Source organism: Prolinoborus fasciculus (assembly GCF_056724605.1).
The window spans coordinates 41,111-63,117 of record NZ_JBWZQN010000012.1; the positions used below are offsets into that span (position 1 = coordinate 41,111).

General features: G+C 44.8%; 18 protein-coding genes. 7 read left to right on the forward strand and 11 right to left on the reverse strand.

What is annotated here, in order from left to right; translation table 11 throughout:
• Window positions 1–199: 199 nt before the first annotated feature.
• Both rho and trxA read right to left on the reverse strand, forming a co-directional pair.
• A complete protein-coding gene (gene rho, locus AC1P5O_RS04555) occupies window positions 200–1,468 on the reverse strand; it encodes a transcription termination factor Rho (protein WP_004278267.1) in 1,269 nt (422 codons plus the stop codon).
• 322 nt (window positions 1,469–1,790) lie between these two features.
• Window positions 1,791–2,117, reverse strand: a complete 327-nt coding sequence (trxA, locus tag AC1P5O_RS04560) for a thioredoxin (protein ID WP_004278266.1) — start codon at window positions 2,115–2,117, stop codon at window positions 1,791–1,793.
• 259 nt (window positions 2,118–2,376) lie between these two features.
• Here trxA and ppx point away from each other — a divergent pair, with 259 nt between their 5' ends.
• The 5 genes from ppx to AC1P5O_RS04585 are packed head-to-tail and all read left to right on the forward strand — an operon-like array spanning window position 2,377 to window position 7,496.
• Window positions 2,377–3,897 carry an exopolyphosphatase gene (gene ppx, locus AC1P5O_RS04565; RefSeq protein WP_216986553.1) on the forward strand — a complete coding sequence of 507 codons (1,521 nt, stop codon included), beginning with the start codon at window positions 2,377–2,379 and terminating at the stop codon, window positions 3,895–3,897.
• A gap of 30 nt (window positions 3,898–3,927) precedes the next feature.
• Window positions 3,928–4,752, forward strand: coding sequence for an acetyl-CoA carboxylase carboxyltransferase subunit alpha (locus AC1P5O_RS04570; RefSeq protein WP_004278263.1), 825 nt, complete (start codon window positions 3,928–3,930; stop codon window positions 4,750–4,752).
• A complete protein-coding gene (tilS, locus tag AC1P5O_RS04575; RefSeq protein WP_262458226.1) occupies window positions 4,689–6,065 on the forward strand; it encodes a tRNA lysidine(34) synthetase TilS in 1,377 nt (458 codons plus the stop codon). The genes AC1P5O_RS04570 and tilS overlap by 64 nt, the downstream gene beginning before the upstream one ends.
• A 2-nt stretch (window positions 6,066–6,067) precedes the next feature.
• Window positions 6,068–6,907, forward strand: a complete 840-nt coding sequence (proC, locus tag AC1P5O_RS04580; protein ID WP_262458225.1) for a pyrroline-5-carboxylate reductase — start codon at window positions 6,068–6,070, stop codon at window positions 6,905–6,907.
• A gap of 19 nt (window positions 6,908–6,926) precedes the next feature.
• The gene (locus AC1P5O_RS04585) at window positions 6,927–7,496 is read left to right on the forward strand and encodes a YggT family protein (RefSeq protein WP_005095820.1); all 570 of its coding nucleotides are present in this window, start codon (window positions 6,927–6,929) and stop codon (window positions 7,494–7,496) included.
• Between the two features lie 339 nt (window positions 7,497–7,835).
• Here the strand turns inward: AC1P5O_RS04585 and polA are convergent, their stop codons facing one another.
• On the reverse strand, window positions 7,836–10,598 hold the full coding sequence (polA, locus tag AC1P5O_RS04590) for a DNA polymerase I (RefSeq protein WP_262466642.1): 2,763 nt from the start codon (window positions 10,596–10,598) through the stop codon (window positions 7,836–7,838).
• 161 nt (window positions 10,599–10,759) lie between these two features.
• Between polA and AC1P5O_RS04595 the strand changes: the two genes are divergently transcribed.
• Window positions 10,760–13,468 carry a DUF2339 domain-containing protein gene (locus tag AC1P5O_RS04595; protein ID WP_262458223.1) on the forward strand — a complete coding sequence of 903 codons (2,709 nt, stop codon included), beginning with the start codon at window positions 10,760–10,762 and terminating at the stop codon, window positions 13,466–13,468.
• Between the two features lie 94 nt (window positions 13,469–13,562).
• Here AC1P5O_RS04595 and AC1P5O_RS04600 read toward each other — a convergent pair whose 3' ends face one another.
• Window positions 13,563–14,486 (reverse strand): mechanosensitive ion channel family protein, encoded by a 924-nt coding sequence (locus tag AC1P5O_RS04600; RefSeq protein ID WP_262458222.1) that lies wholly within the window; start codon window positions 14,484–14,486, stop codon window positions 13,563–13,565.
• Window positions 14,487–14,495: 9 nt separating this feature from the next.
• Window positions 14,496–15,317, reverse strand: a complete 822-nt coding sequence (locus tag AC1P5O_RS04605) for a DUF432 domain-containing protein (RefSeq protein ID WP_499005762.1) — start codon at window positions 15,315–15,317, stop codon at window positions 14,496–14,498.
• Window positions 15,318–15,419: 102 nt separating this feature from the next.
• On the opposite strand from AC1P5O_RS04605, the gene gspE reads away from it, so the two are divergent.
• A complete protein-coding gene (gene gspE / locus AC1P5O_RS04610; protein ID WP_219308529.1) occupies window positions 15,420–16,907 on the forward strand; it encodes a type II secretion system ATPase GspE in 1,488 nt (495 codons plus the stop codon).
• Window positions 16,908–16,957: 50 nt separating this feature from the next.
• Here the strand turns inward: gspE and AC1P5O_RS04615 are convergent, their stop codons facing one another.
• From AC1P5O_RS04615 to AC1P5O_RS04640, 6 genes are all read right to left on the reverse strand, one after another.
• Complete coding sequence (locus tag AC1P5O_RS04615) at window positions 16,958–17,350, reverse strand: DUF4951 domain-containing protein (protein ID WP_262458221.1); 393 nt, start codon at window positions 17,348–17,350, stop codon at window positions 16,958–16,960.
• 183 nt (window positions 17,351–17,533) lie between these two features.
• Window positions 17,534–17,959: an organic hydroperoxide resistance protein gene (locus tag AC1P5O_RS04620; RefSeq protein WP_004732917.1), complete on the reverse strand. Its 426-nt coding sequence runs from the start codon at window positions 17,957–17,959 to the stop codon at window positions 17,534–17,536.
• A gap of 102 nt (window positions 17,960–18,061) precedes the next feature.
• Window positions 18,062–18,889, reverse strand: coding sequence for a carbon-nitrogen hydrolase family protein (locus tag AC1P5O_RS04625; protein ID WP_004278248.1), 828 nt, complete (start codon window positions 18,887–18,889; stop codon window positions 18,062–18,064).
• Between the two features lie 20 nt (window positions 18,890–18,909).
• Window positions 18,910–19,428 (reverse strand): anti-anti-sigma factor GigB, encoded by a 519-nt coding sequence (gene gigB / locus AC1P5O_RS04630; protein ID WP_262458220.1) that lies wholly within the window; start codon window positions 19,426–19,428, stop codon window positions 18,910–18,912.
• Between the two features lie 112 nt (window positions 19,429–19,540).
• A complete protein-coding gene (gigA, locus tag AC1P5O_RS04635) occupies window positions 19,541–20,509 on the reverse strand; it encodes an RsbU family protein phosphatase GigA (protein WP_114541358.1) in 969 nt (322 codons plus the stop codon).
• A gap of 103 nt (window positions 20,510–20,612) precedes the next feature.
• Window positions 20,613–21,512 carry an MlaA family lipoprotein gene (locus tag AC1P5O_RS04640; protein ID WP_262458219.1) on the reverse strand — a complete coding sequence of 300 codons (900 nt, stop codon included), beginning with the start codon at window positions 21,510–21,512 and terminating at the stop codon, window positions 20,613–20,615.
• Window positions 21,513–22,007 lie beyond the last annotated feature (495 nt).

The following is a 22,007-nucleotide window of genomic DNA, read 5'->3' on the forward strand; positions in this document are numbered from 1 at the left end:
AGAAAATAACAATGGAATGAAACATTTAGATTGGAGAAAGGCTTGTTAAACACTTAAAAGTTATACAATTTTTAATCTGAATATTTTATTAATCAAAAACTTAAAAATAAGTTTACATAAATCAGGCTTGATTGTTTCATTCTGTAATTTATGTCAACCTAAAAAAGGCCACCGCTTAGGTGACCTTTCATTTGAAATTTTAATTTGAAGCTTTGCGTTTCATCTGATCAAAGAAATCATCATTGGTTTTGGTTTCTTTCATGCGATCCAGTAAGAATTCCATTGCCGCCAACTCATCTTGAGTATGCAACAGCTTGCGCAGAATCCAGACTTTACGCAGATTGTCTTCCGACATCAGGCGTTCTTCACGGCGAGTACCAGATTTCTTGATGTTCATTGCAGGGAATACGCGTTTTTCAGCAATACGACGATCAAGGGTAATTTCCTGGTTACCTGTACCTTTGAATTCTTCGTAAATCACTTCATCCATTTTACTACCAGTTTCAATCAGGGCAGTAGAAATGATGGTCAGTGAACCGCCTTCTTCGATATTACGTGCAGCACCGAAGAAACGTTTAGGACGTTCTAAGGCATGCGCATCCACACCACCAGTCAGTACTTTGCCTGATGAAGGGATCACGGTGTTATAGGCACGTGCCAGACGGGTAATCGAGTCAAGCAGAATCACCACATCTTTCTTGTGCTCAACCAGACGTTTTGCTTTTTCAATCACCATTTCAGCAACTTGAACGTGACGTGCAGGAGATTCATCAAAGGTAGAAGCCACGACTTCACCGCGAACCGTACGTTCCATCTCGGTCACTTCTTCTGGACGTTCATCAATCAGGAGAACGATCAGAATAACTTCAGGATTATTGCGAACGATGGACTGTGCAATGCTTTGCAGCAGCATGGTTTTACCCGCTTTCGGCGGAGCCACAATAATTGAACGCTGGCCTTTACCAATCGGGGCCACTAGGTCGATCACACGGGTGGTTAAATCTTCAGTGGTACCATTGCCTAACTCCATCACCAACTGTTCGGTCGGGAATAATGGGGTCAAGTTTTCAAACAGAATCTTGTTACGTGAATTTTCAGGTGTGTCGTAGTTAATCTGATTGACTTTAAGTAAAGCAAAATAACGTTCGCCTTCTTTCGGCGGGCGAATGGTGCCAGTAATGGTGTCGCCAGTACGGAGGTTAAAACGACGAATTTGAGAAGGGCTGACATAGATATCGTCAGGACCTGCTAAATAAGAACCTGCGGCTGAGCGTAAAAAGCCAAAACCATCTGACAAAATTTCTAGAACGCCATCACCAAAAATCTCTTCGCCATTCATTGCATGACGTTTTAAGATGGCAAAAATAATGTCTTGCTTACGGTTACGAGCCATACCTTCGAGGCCCATAAACTCGGCAATCTTGATGAGTTCGCCAATCGGTTTTTTCTTGAGTTCGGTTAAATTCATAGGTGGTCAGATAGAATCAAAGTTCTGAGGTACAGGTTAGAAAGGGAGTAACATTCGGCCGCATACCAGCATTCAAACGAAAGCAATTGAATTTGCAAAAGAACAATTCATAGATCTGTTTGAGTGTTTCAAAGAAAAATGTGGAAAACAATTTCTATTGCCGAGCGGCATCTTATGTAATGTGTCTTGTAAGAAATTGACAGGATTTAGGATCCTTTATCTCTTGAGTAGCGAATATAAGAGATAATGCCAGGTTTGTCAATTTATAGCCGAAAAAAATACGCGAGCATGAGTCGCGTATTTTTTACTAAAAATGCTGTGCTTAGATATTGTCATCAATAAATGCAGTCAGTTTAGATTTTGGTGCAGCACCGACTTGAGTCGCAACAACTTCACCATTTTTGAACATCAACAAAGCCGGGATGTTACGGATGTTGAAATTCACAGCAGTTTGTTCGCAAGAAGTTACATCAACTTTCACGATTTTAACTTTGCCTTGGTATTCATCAGCAAGCACTTCAAGTACGGGTGCAATTGCTTTACATGGTGCACACCAGCCTGCCCAAAAGTCCACCAGTACAGGAACGTCTGATTGAAGAACGTCTGCTTCGAAGTTTGCGTCAGTAGTGTTTACGATGTTGCCAGACATGGAATGTGCTCCAGATTAATATTTTAAAGATAACTAATTATTAGTATTACATAGCCATCTTTAACAATGTAGGGGAATCTGTAAATTTTCAATGCTTAATGTTATTTTGTCTAATGGATGATCACGATAGTGATGATCGTGTCTCACTATTATTCCCGATACAAAAAGAATAAGGCATTAAATTGTCGCCACAAATGGCTTTTAAATTGCATGCATGTGAATTACTCTAAGCACAATTCGTTAAAGGTTTATTTCTGGAATGTCTGACTTTTTGATTGATGAAGAATTACTTGCCGCCATCGATATGGGATCAAACAGCTTTCATTTGGCCATCGCCCGTGTAGATCATGGCGAAGTGAAGAAAGTGGCATCAATGTCAGAAAAAGTTCAGCTTGCCGCAGGACTAGATGAAAATAAGAATTTAACCGAAGCCGCCCAGCAACGCGGTTTGGCCTGTCTGGCCCGTTTTGTCGGACGTTTAGGTGCCGTTCAGCCGAACCGCTTGCGGATCGTGGCGACGAATGCTTTACGTCAAGCCAAAAATGGTCATGAATTTATCCAGAAAGCTGCAGAAATTTTACCGAAACCGATCGAAATTATCGCGGGTCGTGAAGAAGCCCGTCTGATTTATCTGGGGGTATCGCATACCATGGCCAACAGTGGTCGTCGTCTGGTGGTTGATATCGGTGGCGGTTCAACCGAGCTGATTATCGGTGAAGAATTCGAGCCGATTCATACCGAATCAGTACAAATGGGCTGTGTAGCATTTACCAAAGCTTATTTTCAGGATGGGGAAATCAGTGCCAAAGCTTTTGATAAAGCGGTCACTGCGGCGCGTAAAGAAATTTCCGGAATTGCCAATACTTATAAAGAAGCCGGTTGGGATGCTGTTGTCGGCTCGAGTGGTACTATTAAAGCCTGCCGCCAGATTTGCGTTAATATGGGCTGGAGCAATGATCGCGAACAGTTGACGCGTGAAGGCCTGGAAAAGCTCAAAGATAAACTGCTTAAATATAAATATGTCTCGGACATGGAATTCGAAGGTCTGAAAGATGACCGTCGTGCCGTCTTACCTGCTGGTATTGCCATTCTCTATGCAGTTTTTGATGTGCTGGGAATTGATCATTTGGTCTATTCTGATGGTGCACTGCGTGAAGGCGTAATGTATGACTTGCTTGGCCGTTTCAAGCACGAAGATATCCGTGATCGTTCCGTACATGCCTTGATTGGTCGATATAATGCCGATGCCAAGCAGGCTGAACGTGTGGTTCAGACCGCACAGAAACTGTTTAATGACGTGGCCAGTGAACTCGGTTTGAGTATTGAAGATAGTGACCTGTTACGTCGTGCTGCCTATCTGCATGAGATTGGTTTGGCCATCAGTCACAGTGGCTATCATCGTCATGGTGCTTATTTATTACAACACTCGGATATTGCCGGTTTCTCGCAGGTTGATCAAAATCATTTGTCACATTTGGTCGCGCACCATCGTCGTAAATTGCGCGCTGATGCCAAGATTGATGTGATGAAAGTCGGTGGATCTAAACTTTTATGGTTATGTTTGCTGCTTCGTCTGTCGGTTTTGGTCAATCACAGTCGTAGCGATGAGATGCTTCCTGCCATTGAACTCAAGGTTGAAAATGCGCAACAATGGCAACTCAGCGTGTCTGGTGATGCCAAGCAATGGCCATTGCTGGTCGCTGAACTGCACGATGAACAGCAGCAATTTAAAAATTGGGAGATTGAACTCTCGATTCAATCCGAACAGTTTGTTAATTAATACCTTTATAGGGATGAAAACGGTTAACCTATGAAAAATAAAGCAACTCCATCAAAAGCATGGGCGACAGTGCAGATTGCACGTCATCCAGAACGTCCACAATTCCTGGACTATGTGGGTGAAATATTCACTGAATTTGATGCTTTACATGGTGACCGCCTATATGGTGATGATGGTGCGATGATCGGTGGTCTGGCTCGTTTTGATGGTCAACCGGTGATGATCGTCGGTCAGCATCGTGGTCGTAGTACCCGTGAAAAATTACAGCATAATTTCGGCATGAGTAACCCGGAAGGCTATCGTAAGGCACAGCGTCTGCTCGATATGGCAGAGCGTTTCAACCTGCCAGTCTTCACCTTTATTGATACTATGGGTGCTTATCCGGGTGTCGGTGCAGAAGAACGTGGTCAGGCTGAAGCGATTGCCACCAGTCTGGCGCAGCTTTCCAACTTGAAAGTACCGGTAATTGCAACTGTACTGGGTGAAGGCGGTTCAGGTGGTGCGCTGGGTATTGGGGTAGCAGACCGTGTGGTGATGCTCTCTCACAGTATTTATTCGGTGATTTCTCCGGAAGGCTGTGCCTCAATTCTCTGGAAAACCGCTGAAAAAGCCGAACAGGCCAGTGAAGCCTTGGCTCTGACTGCAGAAAAATTGCAGAAAATGGGTATTGTAGAATATGTGGTGGATGAAGGTGAGGGTGCTCATTTAAATCCGGATCAGGTCATGAACAGCTTGAAAGCAGTGCTGAAAGAAGCTTTGAATGAACTGCAACCAATGGAAGCGCAAGCACGATGCGAAGCACGTTACCAACGTTTAATGAAGTTTGGCAGCGACAATTTAGGTCTGGTTTCTTAAAACAGCTGCAGGACTTTCCTGCAGAGACAAAATTTCTCATCGGATGCAGTGGCGGCGTAGATTCTATGCTGTTGCTGCATCTGATGTTTTTTTTATGCCCGGGAAAAGTCCGGGCAATCTATGTGGATCATCAGCTGCAAAGTATCAGTAGTGCATGGGGCACTTTTGTCCAACAGCAGTGTCAGCAACTGAATATTCCCTGCATCATTCAGCCAGTCAATGTCGCTAATGGCAATCTGGAACAGCAAGCGCGCGATTCACGTTATCAGGCCTATCTGCAACATTTGCAAGCGGATGAAATGTTGGTGCTAGCACATCATCAGCAGGATCAGGCGGAAACCTTGATGCTGCGTCTATTATCGGGTGCTGGTATAGATGGTTTAGCAGCCATGAAACAAATCGATGTACGTGAAAATCTCACGATTTGGCGACCATTGCTGGATATTTCCCGTGAGCAGATTTGCCAATGGGCATCAGAGCTGAATGTTCAGAATATTGAAGATCCAACCAATGATGATACTCATTATGACCGGGCCTGGGCACGCCAGACCCTGTGGCCGGTATTAAGCGAACGTTATCCTAAAATGCAAACTGCCTTGGTGCGAACCAGTGAGTTAATGCAGGATGCTCAAAACATTTTAAAAGAAGTGCTGCAACAGGATTTAGCATCTTGTGGGACTGAAATGCAGCTCGATCTTGGTAAATTTCTACAGCTTTCAAAATCACGACAACGTCAATTACTCTCTGCCTGGATGAAAGGTAAAGAGCAGTATCGTCCATCCTTAGATATGGTGGAGCGTTTACAACGCGAAGTGATTCATGCCAAACAAGATGCTCAGGCGGCTTTGCATTGGCAAGACTTTTATTATGTACGCTATCAGCAGCACTTATATCGTCTGAGCGCAGCGGTGTATTTAGCCGGACAGCAACCGCTTCAAACAGGCCTAACCACCTTGAAAGTTGCCTTAAAAGATCGTGTACAGGTCTTGTCTGGAGAATATGTCATTGAAACTGCAAAGATGGGCCTATCTGCGACATTATTGCGGCAGCCCCTCTACTTACAGCAGCGTCAAGGTGGCGAAAAGATTCATCTCTATGGCCGTGTTGGTGCCTGGCCGCTGAAAAAAGCGGTTCAGGAGGCGCAAATATTTCCCTGGGCTCGGCATACTATTCAAATATTAAGCACAGATAATGTTATGCTAGGCGTGTTTACCCCTAAAGGATTTTGGTTGGCCCAATCTGCATATTGTGAAGCAGGGGGGTGGCTACCGATTTCGGTTTCTTCAACTTTAGAACTCAACGACGAGCATTAAACATGAGTGCAGCTTTAAATTGTAATATCAGTTTTATTGGTGGCGGTAATATGGCCCAAGCCTTAATTGGTGGCCTGATTTCGCGTGGTATGCCAACAACACGTATTACAGTTTCTGATCCGGTCGAACAAGTCCGTACCTTACTGGCGGAAAAAGAAATCAATGTGACCGATGATAATATCGCTGCGATCAAAAATGCGGATATCGTGGTGTTTGCGGTAAAACCTCAAGTTTTGGCACAAGTATTACAACCTTTAAAAGGTCTGGTCAGTGATAAGCTGATTATTTCTATTGTTGCCGGTGCAGAAATTGCAACTTTGGCAAGTTTATTGGGGACGGAGCGTATTGTACGGGTCATGCCGAATACGCCAGCCTTGGTACAGACTGGGGCGCATGGTCTATATGCTCACGAATATGTGGCAAGTAGTGACCGTGATTTGGCCAGTCAGGTTTTGGCCTCTACAGGTTTGACCATTTGGGTCAATTCAGAAGCACAAATTGATGCGGTCACTGCGGTATCGGGTTCGGGGCCGGCTTACTTTTTCTATATGATGGAAAGTATGATTCGTGCGGGCAAAAATTTAGGTCTGGATGAAAAAGTGGCAACTGCACTGACCTTGCAAACGGCTTTGGGTGCAGCGCAAATGGCGATCACCAGTTCCAATACACCGGCCGAGTTGCGTAAAAATGTGACTTCTCCAAATGGAACCACGCAGGCAGCACTTGAAGTCTTCGATCGCGCCCAGATTTCTCAAAATATTCAGGCGGCACTTGCCGCTGCACAAAAACGCAGTCAAGAACTGGCACAAGAGCTCAGTGAAAGCAGCAAATCTTCAGTTTAATTTTTAGGAACGTTCAAGTATGGGTGCAAATTCTGCGCTAATTTTTGGCATTATCATTAACGTCGCGATTTTGCTCGTATTCTTCCGATTTTTAATGCAATTGGCTGCTGTCAGCCCCTACAATCCCGTGGTTCTTTCGACTGTGAAAGCCACTAAGATTGTAGATGTATTTGGTCGAATTTTCCCAACTTTGGCCAAAGGTCGTGTCAATACTGCCGCGCTGGCATTATTAGTGGTGCTGTATCTGCTGAAAATTTTTGGCATGATGTACCTTTCTGGTGGCATGCCGAACGGGCCGGTGCATTTACTGATTTTGACCTTTGTCACCATGATGCAGGATTTGATCCGTTTCTGTCGTTATTTGATTTTCGCTACGATTATCTTAAGCTGGGTGGTGATGTTTACTCAATCCCGTTCACCTTATATTGAAGTGGTACAGGAATTGGCTGAACCCTTGCTGGCGCCTTTCCGTAAAATTATGCCAAATATGGGGATGATCGATCTTTCTCCAATCTTTGCGATTTTAACCCTGATTATTATTGAAATGATTATGAACCAGGTGGCGATTGTGTTGCTCACTGGTCTCTAATCTGGACTCAAAGAAAAGGACGCCTCGGCGTCCTTTTTTATGTGCTCCACCCTTTAGGAAAGGAAGGTTGCGAGGGATTTAAATTTCCCCAAGCTCTCTTTTCGAAAGAGGGGCTTTTCCCTATAGCTTCCAGCTCAAAATTATGGATTTCAAGGAAGGCATAGCAAATAAATAGATGAAAGTTCCTCTCCCGCTGGGATGAGAAGCATTGCTTTGCAAGAGGAGAGGGATTTGAAATTCACCTCTCCCTAACCCTCTCCTGGAAGGAGAGGGGATACGTTTAAAATAATATGCATTTTCACTCCCTCTGCTATTAGAAGAGGGAACTACATGTGATGATTAATGCGCTTCATCCCAGTTTTTGCCTTTACCGACTTCCACCACCAACGGTACAGAAATTTGCAATACGGATTGCATTACTTCTGCCAGTTTTGGTGCCAGTTCTTCGGCAATGTCTTCATCGACTTCAAATACCAGTTCATCGTGGACTTGCAGTAACATTTTGGCCTGATCTTTTGGCAACATCTTGTCGACTTCAACCATCGCCATTTTAATGATATCCGCGGCCGAACCTTGTAGCGGGGCATTAATTGCCGCACGTTCTGCCGCTTTACGCACCATCATATTACGGGCATCAATATCTGGGGTATATAAACGGCGACCAAGCAGGGTTTCTACAAAGCCTTGTTCTAATGCCACCTGACGGGTACGTTGCATATAGTCATAAATGCCCGGATAACGATGGAAATACTGCTTGATATAATCCTGTGATTCCTGACGGGTAAAGCCCAACTGGCGGATCAGACCAAATTCAGACATGCCATACAACAGGCCGAAGTTAACCGCTTTGGCCTGACGGCGCTGGTCATTGGTGACATCTTCCAGTGCAATGCCCAAAACCTCTGCCGCAGTACGGCGATGTACATCCTGACCATGAATAAAGGCATCTAAAAGTGCTTCATCCTGAGAGAGATGTGCCATCAGTCTTAACTCAATTTGTGAGTAATCGGCTGCCAGCAAAACACGACCTTCCGGTGCCACAAACGCCTTGCGAATTTGACGGCCAATTTCGGCACGAATCGGAATGTTCTGCAGGTTTGGATCAGTCGATGATAAACGGCCAGTTGCAGTCAATGCCTGGTGGTAACTGGTATGCACACGGTGAGTATCAGGATTGGCCTGTTTGCATAAGCCATCGGTATAAGTGCTTTTCAGCTTGGACAAACCACGATATTCCAGAATCAGCTGGGCAATCGGATGTTCAATTTTTTCCAGTACACTTTCACTGGTGCTGTATTGTCCGGTGGTGGTTTTTTTACCGCCTTTTAGCCCCAGCTTTTCAAACAGCACTTCACCGACCTGTTTAGGTGAACTCACATTAAAGCTTTCCCCTGCAATTTCCATAATCTGGTTTTCCAGATTTTGCATGGTGTTGGAAAACTCTCCCCCAAGCTGATCCAGAAAAGCCAGATCCAGTTCGATGCCGTTTTCTTCCATTTGTGTCAGTACACGTGCGACCGGAACTTCAATATTATGCAGAATATTCACCAGTTCAGGGTGTGCCTGCAATTTGCTGCTCAAGACTTCATAAAGGCGATAGGTGACATGTGCATCTTCTGCGGCATAATGTGCTGCAGTTTCAAGTGGAATCTGGTTGAAGGTCTTTTGTTTAGCACCTTTACCGGCCACTTGTTCATAAGTCGTGGTCAGATGACTCAAATACAGACGGGCCACATCATCCATGCCATGACGGGTCGCGACAGAATTCAGGACATAGGAAGCCAGCATGGTATCGAAATACCAGCCTGCCAGATGAATGCCATGATTTTCCAGTACATGTGCATCATATTTTAGATGATGACCAATTTTCTTTACAGACTCATCTTCCAGAATTGGTTTGATCTGCGCCAGAATTACTTCACGATTCAGCTGCTCCGGTGCGCCTTCATAATCATGTGCCAAGGGAACATAATAAGCATTCTGCGCATCGAAGGCGACCGAGAAACCGACAATCTGTGCAATACGATAATCCAAACTGGTGGTTTCGGTATCAAAGGCAAAACGTTTTTCGGTACTTAGGCGCTCAAACAGTGTGTCCCAGTCCTGCTGGCTTAATACTGTGTGGTAGGTCGCTTGACCTAGCTGGTCATCACTGCTGGTCACAGACGCATGGTCTTCCAGAGGTTCTGGTGCTGTAACCGCTTTGGCGTTAATAGATTTTGCCGCCTGCTGGTAGTTTGAATTATTCGGGTTGTTCGGGTGATCTAAGGACTGCAGCTGGTTACGGAATTCCAGCTCGGTGTACAAATGACGCAAGGTCTCGACATTTGGCTCACCCAGTTTTAAATCGTCATAACCAAAATTAAGATCCAGATCGATGACAATACTGGCCAGCTGATGGTCCAGTGCAATGCCATCGACATGTTCTTTAATATTTTGACCGACTTTGCCTTTGATCTTGTCGACATTTTCTAAAATGCCGCCGATCGAACCGTATTCGTTCAGCAATTTAGCCGCAGTTTTGGCACCGACACCGGGTACGCCCATGATGCCGTCTGAGGCATCGCCCATCAGGGTCAGATAATCAATAATCTGATTTGGCCAGACACCGAACTTTTCAAAAACCCCATCGACATCCAGCGGTTTTTCTTTAAAGCTGTCTTCCAGGGTGACTTTTTCGGTCACCAGTTGCGCCATATCTTTATCGCCGGTCGAAATCAGCACCTGATGTCCCATGGCTTCGGCACGTTTGGCCAATGTACCGATAATGTCATCGGCTTCGGCGCCCGGTAAGGTATGCAGCGGAATGCCCAAAGCGCGGATCAAGGCATGCAGATAAGGAATCTGTTCGGATAATTCCGTTGGCATGCTGGGACGGTCACCTTTATAAATCGGTGACAGCTCGTGCCGGAAGGTCGGTTCTGGGGTATCGAAAATCACCGCCATATGGGTCGGTTGGGTCCGGCGCATCAGTTTTTGAATAGCAGAAATCGCACCACGAATTGCATTGGTATGTAAACCGGTTGACGTGGTTAATGGTGGCAGTGCGTGAAAGGCACGAAATAAAAAGTAAGAGCCATCGACCAAGACAAATGGTGGCATGTAATCAATTCCTTATTCAAAATACAGCGCTATTGTACGTGATTTTTACCGCGCTCGCTGAGGCGAGTCTGAGTTTACAGCTTAGCGAATATCGGCCGAAGATGAAATAAGCAGCACAAGCTGTTGTATGATGGAACGATTCAGGAAAGAGAAATATAAGAATGGCTGCAGGACGGAATGAGTTGCGCATGATCTGGCTGATTACCTTGCTGATTACCGGGATCAGCGCCTGGTATCTGGGTTATCAGATTGTGACTTATCTGTGTGGTTTGGGGTTTATCTTTAGCGTGATGCAATATGTCACTGCGGTAGAAGCACCGCTGAATCAATTGGCCGGACAGCAGCAGATGTCCTTGGAGCAAAACTCTAAAGTTCCTTTATATATTTCTTCAATTACTGCCATTGTTGGTGGACTGGCTGAACTGGATTGGCTGATGGGGATCGGGATTACGGCCTGGGTATTCTTTTTGCTCAGGTGGCTGCAACGTCTGGAAGGGCGCTTGATACAGCTGCAATCACAATCTCTTTCTGCCGATCCCTTACAGCGATCACCGGATCGATCCGATTCTGTTCCATTGGTGAAAACCGAGTCTGCCCAAGAGGTAAACGATTCTCCTCATCTGGTAGATCAACTGCAGCGCTGGCTTTTTCAGGGAAATCCTGTCCTCAAGGTCGCAATCAGTATTTTGGTGATTGGGATTATTTTACTGCTGCGCTTTGCCACTGAGCACTGGCAACTCAGTCTGGCTGCAAAATTGGGCCTGGTTGCACTGGCAAGTGGCTGTGTAACAGGTCTGGGTTATCGCCTGATGCAGAAAAATCGGAGTTTTGCTCTGGCACTGGAAGGACTAGGTTTGGGCAGTCTGTTCCTGACCTTATTTTTTGCCTATTACAATCTGGTGATTCCCACGTTACCGTTGGCGACGTTGCTATTCCTCATCATTCTGGTTATTACCCTATATTTAAGCCTAAAACAGGAAAGTATCGAACTGGCCTTGATGGCTTTGCTGATTGCTTATCTGGCGCCGTTTACCTTGCCGACCCGCGATGCTTCTGCTGTTGAGCTGATCAGCTATTATCTGCTGATCAATATCGGGGTGGCAGTACTGAGCAGTTTCCGGCCATGGAAGATTCTCAATCAAATTGCCTTTTTAGTGACGGCTGTCGTTGGCGGGATATATAGCCTGATTCATGGTTATACATATGAGCGTTATGCCATGACTGCGCTGATTCTGGCACATAGTGCACTGTTTATCTGGCTAGGTTTCCGCTTTAGCCAGTTGCTGGCACGACAGGATCTCTCACGGTTTCAGTTAAAACCGGTATTGGACTTAGCGCTGATTTTTGCTGCCTCTATTATCGCTTATATTTTTCTGTATCTGATTCATTTTAATCAGCCCAATCAAAAACTCTGGCAAGCCGGTTTAAGTCTGTTGTTCGCTGGGGTCTTTGCCACTTGTTGGACTCTGCTGCGCCGAAAACAAACGATTCAGCTTATTTCACAAAGTTATCTCAGTCTGATGCTGATTTTTCTGGCGCTGGTACCACCGATCTTACTGACAGAGCAATGGAGTGTGGTCGGCTGGGCAGTGGAAGGGGTGCTGATTTATTTATGGGCCTTGGAAAAAAATATTCGGGTGGCACATTATCTTAGTATGGGCTTATTGCTAATGGCCGGACTCAGCAGCTTGTATTATCTGGTCGAGATCAATCCAACGCCGCGTATGATTTTCTGGATTCTGAGTCTGTGTTATGTCGCAGTCGTGGTCATCAGTCAGCTTAAAGAAAAATACCAAGAGCAATTGAATGTTCTGAGTGTCAGCTTTCTCAGTAGTTTAACGGTTGCGGCCAGTTTGATGCTCTTTGCCTTGCTGGAAGATGAATTTTCAAGTCAGCATGCCTATGTGTTGAGCTTATTCAGCATTGTCTTGGGCTATGTACTGTTGAATGAAATCATTCTGCGCAAACATCAGCAATGGTCGTGGTTGCTGCCGAAGTGGAGCGGCATTTCACCTTTGATGGTCATCGCCGTGATTCTGGTTTTGGATCGTAGTCAAAATGCGGTGATTGTCTGGAATAGTACTCTGGAGCGTGGTTTTTTTGCTTTTTCGATGCTATTGCTGGCCATGCTGTGGCTCAGGCCGCTGGCTGGATTACAACTTTCCAAAGAGTGGATAAGTTTGGGTGTTTTCTCCAGTTTGGCTTTGGCAAGCCTGTGTCTGATCCCGGGCATGCCTTATCTGAGCATGGCGATTTTACCTCTATTGTTGTGTCTGTGGTGTTATCGACAGGATTCACAATCTGGCTGGCAGCAGCTTTGGCAAAGCAAGAGTTGTCTGTTACTGATGGGAGTCTGGCTGATATGTTCACAACTGTTCAGTCAACAGGTATTCCAGTATTACTGGCTGCCACTGCTTAATCCCTTTGATCTGGTCAGTATCGCCATGTTGGCCAGTTTTATCTGGATGCTGTTGCAACAGATCCAGGCTGGCCGTGATAAGGGCATGATGGCTGTATTGATGGTGCTGAGTCTGCTCTGGCTTTCCAGTTATATCGTTCTGCGAGCTTTACATGTGTACTTGCAGACGCCGTTTAATGAGTTGGCCTTATGGAGTAATGCCACGGTTCAGCTTAGCCTCACCATACTCTGGGTATTGCTGGCCTGGATTACCATGTGGACGGCGACCTTAAAAAATCTGAAGCCAATGTGGATTCTGGGCGGCAGTATTCTGGTGATTGTGACCTTGAAGCTCGTACTATTTGACCTGTCACATATTGGCACTCTGACCCGGGTGATTTCATTTTTGCTGGCGGGTGGCATGATGCTGCTGATTGCTTATATTGCACCGATGCCGGAGAAAACAGATTAATGGCATCCTCTTCCTAACCCTCTCCTTTAAAAAGGAGAGGGAACATTCTTCGCTGATGCAGGTTTTGGTTTCGATGTTACTCTCACCTAACAATTTATTTTAAATCTGGCTCTCTTTTGAGGGCCTTTTCATTGGCATATTGATCGATCTCTTCATTTTGTAGAGGGCGGGAAAGCGGATGATCGACAAAGCCCATTTTCGGTACCGGAATTTCAATCTGGTTGTCGACAAAGCCGTTACGAATGCGTTCCTGCATTTCATCCCGAACCTTGAGGTAGTTTTCCTGCTGGCACCACACTGCAAACAGCAGTTCAATCGAAGATTCACGAAAAGCGGTAACGGTCACTGCCGGTTTTGGATCGGCCAGAACCAGCGGGTATTTATTGGCAACATCCAGCAGTACTTCACGCACTTTAATAATATCTTCGTGGAAATTGATCGCCAGAGTAATCGGAATGCGCCGTATCGGAAATTTCGACAGGTTCTGCACCGGTGCCCGGATTAGCTGTTCATTCGGTAAACGCACATAGATATTATCCTGCGTGAGTAGCTTGACTGAAAGCAGGTCAATTGAAATTACTTCACCTTCAATGGTATGTCCACGAATCAAGGTGATTTGAATGGTATCGCCGACTTCGAAAGAACCTTCACCAATCAGGAACAGACCACTGATCAGGTTAGATGCCGAAGTTTGCGAAGCAAAACCCAGCGCGACGGTTAGAATCCCGGCAGCCCCAAGGAAGACGCTGAGTTTAAAACCGGCTTCTTTCAGGCTGGCCATTACAAACAGCAGGAAGATGAAATAGAAAATGCCGCGGCGCCAGACCAGTTTCTGATGGGCATTGAAACGTACCCCAATGGTACGAATAAAGGTGTTGGAAATGAAGCGTGCGATCAGGAAACCAATAAAACACAACACCACCGCGACCAGTACTTCGGTCAAGCGATCGGTATTGATACTGGTAAATACTCCCTTCAGGCTGTTGGTGACTTCGGTCGGAATACTTGAACTTGGCATCAGACGCCCTTAGAAAAATGAATCAAACATATTAAATAAAGCCCCCGCCGGATCACGCGGTGGATGCAGATAGGCCACTTCGCCAGCATTTGGCGGGGTACGGTTTTCGACCCGAATCCTCGGTGGTCGATCTGAACTTTCATGCAGGACCCGGATTTGCGAAGTCCATAAACGGCCGGTACTTTCACTATAAAACAGTGGCAGGGCCGGGACCGGGACGTTCATCCGGTCAAAGCGCAATTGCTGGTTACTGGTATTGTGAAATTCGATTGGGGTTACGGCACGAAAAGCGCGTGGGTTGAGCTGTTTGAGTTCAGTTCTGCCATCGACTGCGGTGGCATAACAGATTTCGCCCGAGCGGTGATTCGGCCCAAACCAGGTATCCTTCGGCAAGATTACCGGCAGGTCAAAAATCGGTTCACGCTGGCCTTCGACAAAACCGGCAATCCACAAGGGCGTGCTGATATAAAGCGTACCGCGTTGTCCGGCCGGAATATAAATGGGATCGACCGGCTTGATCACCACCGACCGGTTGGCCAAACGTGGCATCAACTGTAATTTGTTCTGGGTCGATTTAAACATATAGCGTTCAATCTTGACCGGCGGTGGAAAGGCAAAATTCGGATCATCAATCTGATGCCATTGCTGCTCATAATCGTATTGCACCACAGGACGATAGTATTCCAGTCGCCACTCCTGAATGCCCCGGGTCAGACGAAACAGCAGAGAGCCAAACTGCCATGCTTTGGACTGATTAATTTCAAAATTCTGTTCTCCCCACCAGCGCATTTTCGCTGTATTCGGGCTTGATTCATCTTTATCTTGCGGCAATGTTGGCACCCTTTCTTGCTAAATCTTTGAAAACATACTTCACGCTGTCATATGCTTAGAGTACACTCAATTTAAATTTTTTCATCATTATTATAATCCGCGATGCAAGTACTTAAACAATTACAAATCCCATATAGCTTCGCCAAGCGCCATGGTGTGCTGTTGCGTTATGAGGGAGATCAGGCCTTTATTTTGCGTCGTGACAATACCTCGATGCTTGCATTGCAGGAAGCGCGCCGTCTGCTCGGTTATCCGGCGCATTTTCAACTATGTAGCGAACAGGAATTTAACCAGTTGCTCAGTTCCAGTTTTGCCGGAGATAGCGGGGAATCCCAGCAGGTCGCTGCCGGTCTGGAAGATCATCCGGATTTACTCAGTCTGGCCGATTCCGTACCGGAAGCTGAAGATCTGATGGATCAGGAAGATGATGCGCCAATTGTACGTCTGATCAATGCATTGCTCTCAGAGGCGATTCGTGTCGGGGCTTCTGATATTCATATTGAATCTTTTGAGAAAAAACTGTCGGTGCGTTTACGGGTCGATGGCCAGCTACGTGAAATTGTCCAGCCACGTCGTGAACTGGCCCCGCTACTGGTTTCACGTATCAAGGTCATGGCTAAACTGGATATTGCCGAAAAGCGTATTCCACAAGATGGCCGTATTTCCTTGCGTCTGGCGGGGCGTGAAGTCGATGTGCGTGTCTCCACTTTGCCTTCCTCTTATGGTGAACGTGTGGTGATGCGTCTGCTGGACAAGCAGGCCGGCCGTTTGAACATGACCCATTTGGGCTTGGTGAATAATGACTATGGTCGACTCAAGACCTTAGTGCATCGCCCGCACGGGATTATTCTGGTGACTGGCCCGACCGGTTCGGGTAAAACCACCACCTTATATGCGGCACTTTCTGACCTGAATGACGGTTCTAAAAACATCCTCACGGCTGAAGATCCGATTGAATATCAACTGGAAGGCATTGGACAAACGCAGGTCAATACCAAAGTGGATATGACTTTTGCCCGTGCGTTAAAAGCCATGTTGCGTCAGGACCCGGATGTGGTCATGGTTGGTGAGATTCGTGATCTGGAAACCGCAGAAATTGCGGTGCAGGCATCCCTGACAGGACATCTGGTGTTATCCACCTTACACACCAATACCGCGATTGGTGCGGTTACGCGCCTGAAAGATATGGGAATTGAACCATTTCTGCTGTCCAGTTCTTTAATCGGGGTAATTGCCCAACGTCTGGTGCGTACCTTGTGTCCACATTGCGCGACCTGGCATGAGGCAGATGCTTTCGAGAAGAATCTATTTGGCAATATTGAGCATCCCCAAGATTTAAGATTACCGCAACCTCAAGGCTGTGAACGTTGTGGCAATACTGGCTTTAGTGGCCGTACTGCAATTTATGAAATTGTCCCAGTCGATGATCATATGCGCCGTTTGATTCATGGCAATGCGGCTGAATATGAAATCGAAAGCTATGTACGTCAGCAGTCAGGTTCCATTCGTGATGATGGTCTGCGTAAAGTATTGGCCGGAAAAACCACGATTGAAGAAGTATTGCGAGTAACCAACGAAGCAGTAGAATAATTTTTTAATCTGCTCGCTTTATCATAATGATCGTCAGGACTTTTGGATATTTACCAGAGACTGACGATTTTTTTCATGAGTTGTGCACGAAAAGGTGCAGTCGGATTTCCCGGATTACGCAGAGTTTCATTTTGATAAAAGTTCTGCCAGGCTTGTGCCATTGCTAAACTCAGTCCTTCCTGTTTCATTGTTTCAACATCTGCCTGAGTAATATTGAGAAAACGGGCTTCAGCATCTTTGGGGCCAGCGCCCCAGCCAATAATCCCTTTACCAAATTCAGGCAGAATCATATTGTTGGGTGTTGCAGGAATGGGTAGGCGTTCAATTTCAGTATTGAGCAGAGATTTTATTTTCGGACGGATTTTTTCTGAGAGATAAAGATCTGCAAAAGAGGTTGTAGCAGTGAGGAGCAGGAGAGAATTCAGAAGAACTAGTTTTAACATCAATATAAATCGAATAAATGTAAATAAGAATCATTATATATAATTTCTTAAGTTTTTGCTGCAGTTTTCAAGTGGGGAAGAGAAGTAGCTTTTGACAAAAGATGAAGCGGGTAAATTTTGAAATTTATAACTGAAGTCTAGCTATCCTGAAACTTTTTTCAGGATAGCTGTTAAATAAAAAAATTAAGTAATTACGTTTAAGTTCACATCAATATTATTACGGGTCGCATTTGAATATGGACAGACAATATGCGCAGCATCCACCAGTTTTTTTGCTTCTTCCTGATCCATGCCTTCAAGATGGATGTTTAATGTCACTTCGATCCCGAACCCGGTAGGAATCGGACCAATCCCAACATCACCTTCAATATAGGCATCTTTACTGATATTGAGCTTGTCACGATTGGCAACAAATTTCATTGCACCCAAGAAACAGGCGGAATAACCTGCGGCAAAGAGCTGTTCAGGATTGGTTCCACCGCCTGGTCCCCCCATTTCTTTAGGTACGGCCAATTGGACGTCCAGAATCTGATCGTCAGAAATGGCGCGGCCATCACGGCCCCCTGTGGCTTTGGCATGTGCGGTATAGACGGCTTTTTCTAATGACATGAGTTAAATCCCTGTTTATTTTTCGTAGAGCTTCTATGCTCAGTGATTTCACCTGAAGAATAAGCAGGGATTTTGTTATTTTATGCAAGCAAATGAAACGATTCAGGAAAGTTGAAGAAGTCTACGGTGTTGCATTAAAGGCATGGATTCACGCACTTTTTGCTGTTCATTTAAATCAAAGTCGACGGTGATGAGTTGAGCACCTTCTGCATGGATCATATTAAGAAGTTGTCCACGACTATTGGTGGCGGCTGCATGTCCCCAAGTCTGGCGTTTTTCTCCATGCCAGCCTTGTTGAGCTGCACCAAGCACCGAGCATTGGCTATCTAGAGCACGTGTTTGCAGAAGAAGCTGCCAGTGCATTTCACCTGTGGTATAGGTAAAGGCAGAAGGAGCGGTCAAGAGGTTTGCACCTTTGGCTCGTAAATTTAACGCCAGTTCCGGAAAGCGCAGGTCATAACAGACCATTAACCCAATATTGCCAAAAGGTGTTTTGGCTACGACAACATCTGTGCCGGGTTCAAAGAACTTGGATTCCTGATAACCACCGACAGCATCGCCGACTTGCACATCAAACAGGTGAATTTTGTCATAACGTGCTTCGGTCCGTTCCGGACTGATACACAGGCTAACGGTACGCACCCGGCCATCCTCAATGATTGAACCATCCGGACGATAAGGGCAGGGTAATGTACCGGCAACGATCCAGGTGTCATATTCATGGGCAAGTTGTTCTAGACGTTGCTGAATCACTTCAAATTGTGCAGCAGTTTCACGCTGTTTACCTGCTGCAAAACAGACAAAGTTTTCCGGGAAAACAATCAGTTCAGCACCATTGGCCTTACTTTGTTGAATTAAAGATTCAATCTCCACGAAATTGGCATCAATTTCATTTTGAGAATTCATTTGTACAACAGAAAGTAAAGTCATAGGGTCCTCTTATAAGATGGTTATACCTGTTGCTCGGAAATTTTATCTAAATTGTCTTGCTCTTTCTGTAGCTGTTTGACTAAAGGTTCAAACATGTTCTGATTGCTTTGATTCAGTTTCATCAAGGTTTTATGTGCATCCAGAACCGTATTTAGCATATTTTGATGCGTGACATGTTCTTCCATCAGTGCACGTGTGCAGACATTTGGATCGCCACAATAATTCAGAATCACAAACACCTGGCTCAGTCCCATACTGTTGGCCAAAGTGGTAATGTCAGAATTGGTAGAAAGCATGACAACCTGAATGTTATGTACTTGCTTGAGTTTGAGTCCTAGTTTCGCTAAAACACCGAGTACGGTACTGTCAATAAAACTAGTTTCGGTGAGATCAACGATAGCGCCAACTACGTTGTCTTGCTGTTCAATTTTGTTCAGTAATTTGTCTAGACTAATACAAGATTGGGCACGCACTTCGCCGATAAGCTTAAAAATATGCGTTCCGTTCAGACTTGCATATTCAATATGACCTGTTGACATATAAATGCCATTTGCAGAGAAGGATATTAAATTATCCCATAGGGTGTATTGATACTCAAGTGGCTGAAAGTAGTAATCAAATTAAGTGCTTATAAAGCCTGTAAATATACTGCTAATTTACGCGGATAAAGCTTAAAAAGGCGATATCGTCAGCCACATGTTCCGGAGCCTGAAAAGATTGGTTTTGCAAATGGTGTAATAATTGCGAGAATTGTTCATTTAAACCACCATCAAAGGGTTCTAATGCCCCATCCGAACAGATAATAAAGCGCGCATTGCGACTTAATACCCATTCATTTTCCTCAACTTCAAGATCTTCGGTTAAGCCCAAAGGGAAACTGCTGGAAGATAGAATTTTAGGTTCTTGATTGGGTTCAAATATAATCGGTGGAGGGTAATGCCCAGCGCTGGACCATTTCAATACATGGGTTTCCAGATTAAGAATCCCGGCAATCATGGTGATGTGCTTTTCAATATTTTCTTGCATTAGCATGCCGTTCAGCTTCTTGATCAGCTCGCGCGGCGTCTTGGAGCGACCATGGAAAGCAGCCATCCAGGACGTGAGCAAACTACTGGTGACGCCATGTCCGGATACATCGGCCAAATAGAAAATCACTTCTTTGTCGCTGATTTTCCAATAATCATACCAATCCCCTGAAAGATAGGCTGAAGGCTGAAAATAGGTTTCGACCTCGTAATTGGTCAGTTCAATCGGATTCGGTAACAATTTTTTTTGTAGTTCTGCGGCAGAAGGAAGGTCACGGCTATCCTGGTTACGCTTATATTGTGCATCAATTTTTTGTAATGCCATATCTGGATTCTCGGGAAGTTTGCTCCAGATCCAGCCGGCTAAAGCACCTTGTTCCCAGGCCTGCGCCAAAGCAGTACCTTCATTCTCTAAGGCCAGTACAATCGTAGGCAGATTCCACTTATATTTCAGATAATCATGTACATCTGCAATCGCAATAATCGTAGAGTCATATAGTTCATGATCATCCAGATAGATCATCTGAACATGCGGAAGCGTATCAAGTACTTGATCTAAATAAGGAATATCACGAGTCGGTTGAATGAAATACATAAAAAAGTGATTCAATCCCAGGATTGGTTATAAGATGTACTATAACAAGTAAAGTATTGCTAGCGAACAGATTTTCACTAGCAATCATACATGAAGCTTAAACTTAAAGATCTTCGTTTGAAGATTCAATATTGCTATCACTAGAAGGTGCATCATCAGAATTTTCATCTTCAAAATCATCTTCTAGGAACAGTGTATCTTGTTCTGTGCCTTTCTTTTCTGCAATTGCATAATTGGTACGTTGCAAATAAATATCGCGAATCTGCGCATAGCGATCACCCGTCAGCACCCCTTCAACGTCCAGTATTTCAGAACGGGTATCAATGGCACGCCAAAACTGATCAGTCCAGTAAAGTCCATCTTCATCTTCGAGAATGTATTTTTGTGGACGAGCTTGACTATCTACAGCAGTACCGATTACGCCACGGACAGAACTTGGACCTAAAAATGGCAACATGATATAAGGGCCAGAAGGCACGCCATAATACCCTAAAGTAATTCCAATTTTTTCCTCTTCATGGCTCAAGCCAAGGCGACGTGCTGGATCAGCCAGTCCTAAAGTCGTTAAGGTATTAATAGTAAAACGACCTAGAGATTTAGCAGCGCGGGCAGGACGACCTTGAATCAGCTGATTCACCACATTCCAAGGTTCACCCAGGTTACTGCGGAACTGGGTATAGCTGCCACGAACATCTTGAGGAACTTTTTCCACATATTGTACAGCTATGGGACGTACCACGGTGCGGTCAATCGCATCATTAAACTGATAGATCTTTCTATTTAACGGCTGAAAAGGATCTTTAACTTCTTCAGCTTGTGCTGCACTGGCATCAACTTTCAGTTGCGTTTGTAATTGTTGCGCTTTGGTTGAGATCTTTGTTCTAAGTGGCGTTTTTGCAGGCTCGTTTTCCAGATTTTCCACATCGGTGGCCACCTCGGCGAAAACATGTGCGCTTGAGGCTAAAGAAAATAAGCATATAGATAAGTAAATAGAACGATGCATAAGGTAACCCGAGGCCTTTTCTGTGTAAGTAGCACTACTTATTAGTATGAAAATAATAAACGTTATATTCACGAATAGACATCATTTAAGCAAATTTGTATAAAAAATGAATGAAAACACACGAAAAGCTTAAAAAATATACATACAAAATGATTTTCTCAAAAAGGGGTTGCAAGGGCTCTGAAATGCTGTAGAATGCACATCCATCGGCGGTGATGAAGATTAAAACTTCTGATAAAACAGTGACTTAGTTAAGTTTGATTGGGTTGGGTTTTAGAAAGAAATTTTAAAAATAGTTTTCATTACTGGTTGACTTTCTAGAGATAGAGAGTAATATAGCCGACCTAGCTTGCTGGTGACGAATCAGCAAGAAGATCATTAAGAGATTATGAAGAACAACTTGTGTGGATTTTTACTGGTTGATTGATCGAAATTATTTTCATTGATTGATGGTAGAAATTACTCGAAGTTTATTTGAGAAATATTTGTCAGAAA